General features: G+C 31.1%; 3 protein-coding genes. All 3 read right to left on the reverse strand.

Annotation, left to right across the window (positions count from 1 at the left end):
• Positions 1 to 97 precede the first annotated feature (97 nt).
• Entirely contained in the window at positions 98 to 814 is a 717-nt protein-coding gene (locus OF897_RS21435; protein WP_267267702.1) for a hypothetical protein, read from the reverse strand.
• Between the two features lie 5 nt (positions 815 to 819).
• A complete protein-coding gene (locus OF897_RS21440) occupies positions 820 to 1,230 on the reverse strand; it encodes a hypothetical protein (RefSeq protein WP_267267703.1) in 411 nt (136 codons plus the stop codon).
• Between the two features lies 1 nt (position 1,231).
• The coding region (locus OF897_RS21445) for an RHS repeat-associated core domain-containing protein (protein ID WP_267267704.1) at positions 1,232 to 2,426 on the reverse strand (1,195 nt) is incomplete at its 5' end.

Here is a 2,426-nt window from a genome sequence, read left to right on the forward strand (position 1 = left end):
TCCTTCTCTTGTAAAACTTACTCTTACGTTACCTAAATGATCATTACAGTGGCAAATATAGCGATTACCTTAATTCCTGCGTTATACCTTAATTTTTTCATTTATACAAAACTTTTAAAAAAGTTGGATTAATGGGACCTTTAAAAATATAGTCTGAATATACAGCATTTGTAATCCCCTTAGCTTCATTTTTTAACTCATTTAAAATAGGAAAAAAATGGCTATTAAACTCTTCGATTTTTAAATGTTTTGTTGGTAATGTAATTTCTTCAATAACAAAAATTTTGTCATCAATAACTACACAAAAAGTATTGTTGATATAAAATGAAAATTTATCTTTAAATAGAATATTATAATCTGGTGGATTAAATCCATTTATATGATTTTTAGGTAAATCTAAATCGCCTAATAGAATATTTATATCTCCTCCTTTTGATATCTCATCAAGCTTGTCATTAGGTAAATAAAATGTGTAAATAAACTTCCCCTTTGAATAAACTTCAAAAATCTGTTTTTCAGGTTTGCTTTCAAAGTTTATATACTGCAAAAGATTGGTGGTGCCATTATCATCTTTTATTATTTTCTTAAAAGTAAAGACAGGATGAATAACTAATTCTAGATCAGCTATATCATATATCAAGTCTTTTCTTCTATTTCCATATTTACTATTGGCTTCAACCATTTTCTTAACAAATGATAAAGCTTTTTCTTTATATAAAGTTTTGTTATAAATGTACACAATTGAATCTTGTTTATCTTGTGAAAAGATAATATTAAAAAATAAAATTAAAATTATTGTTAATTTAGTTTTCATATCTTTTAGGTTTGATAAAATAAATAAAATGAGAAAATTAAATTAGTAATTATTAATACTACAAGTCCACACACTATCCAACCACCAATTATATTTCTTTTTTTAGGTAATTTATCAAATTCCAAAATAATATTTTTCCATTGGTTTTTATGGTGAAAAATGAAATAGTCAATACTTATTATTATAATTAAAGGAATGTATATAACTGGCATAGAAATCGACAACTCTATCTTTGTTTTTGTAATAATAGTATAATAAATGCCTAATGATAGTAATATCCATATCTCTAAAGTAATCATTACAAGACTTGCCTTAAAGGCACTTAAAAATTTTCCTCCTGATAGTTCAGAAGTATATTCTATAGATTTATAAATTTTGTAGAAAAAATAATGATACATTTTTTTTAATATTCTCATATTAATGGTCTCTATAAAGGTTAAACCCTTGTCCTAATATAGCTTGATTTTGTTGAGTTAAACTGCCGTTCATTTGTAGTGCGCCATTCCATCCACCAGGATAAAAACCATCTACACCAAAATAAAGCGTAGAAATAATTGCTCCAGGAGGGCCTCCCCAAACTCCGATGGCTCCGATGGCTGTATTTAGTCCTGCTTTTGCTGGGTGAACAGCATTGGGAGAGTTAGGATTATTCTTATAGTTATATACACCAATTCCATCCATTATTACTCCAGTTCCAAAGCTTGCTTTTCCTGCAATACTTCCTATTTTACTGATATTATAAGTGGTAATCCTAGCGCGGCTTCCACCCGTCCACGCACTTTGATAATATTTGGGACTAAACGAACTACCATTATATGCCCCATTAGTTAATCTGAAAGATCCTCTTGAAGCTTCAGTTAGAGCAGCGCCTGAAGCAAAAAACCAATTTGCTTGTCCTCCATTGGCATACCAATTACTGTCGTTTCTCAAATTCATTCTATGTCCATCTAAACCTTGAATATTATTTCCATAAGCCGCAGCTCCGTTTGTCCACCAAGTTAGAGCTCCATTATTTCCGACAGAAACTCCACCAAATATATTACCTCCATTAAAACTACTCCAAAAACTACTGATTCCACCACCACCGCCTGAGCCAGAACCGCCTGAGAAGTCAAAACTATTAACCTGATGCATTAAGTTATTGTAATTACTTCCCATACTTGTGCCCGAAGTTAAATAACTATGAAGTAAGTTTATATCAGAGCCTGTAAAAGTCCAACCTGTAGAAGATTCTTCGATCTGCATTCCGTCCGGATCATAGTAATTTATAGGATTATTCGCTACATAAGCGTAGGGAGAAAAGGGAGAATAAGCTTCCGCTAGCGGATCAGTAGTTCCCCATCTTCCCAAATCCGGCATATAGAACCTTGCACCATAGTCATACATACCCGTTTCTTCCTGTAGCTCTTTTCCGTTGTATTCGTATTGATAATTTCTTTGGGTGTTATCAATTCGTGTATTACTGTATGCTAAACCGAATGCATAATAATCTGTAGCTTTAATGACAACTGCTACATTATTTTCTCTTGCAAAACTTACTCTTACGTTACCTAAATGATCATTGTAATGGTAAATATAACGATTATTTTCAAAATCAAAATAACCTTCTGAA

The sequence above is a fragment of the Chryseobacterium formosum genome, assembly GCF_026460885.1.
Taxonomy (GTDB): Bacteria; Bacteroidota; Bacteroidia; order Flavobacteriales; family Weeksellaceae; genus Chryseobacterium; species Chryseobacterium formosus.

Excerpts from the sequence above, each read along its gene's own strand:
- OF897_RS21440 (WP_267267703.1), bottom strand. The coding sequence starts at position 1,230 with ATGAGAATATTAAAAAAAATGTATCATTATTTTTTCTACAAAATTTAT.
- OF897_RS21435 (WP_267267702.1), bottom strand. The coding sequence starts at position 814 with ATGAAAACTAAATTAACAATAATTTTAATTTTATTTTTTAATATTATC.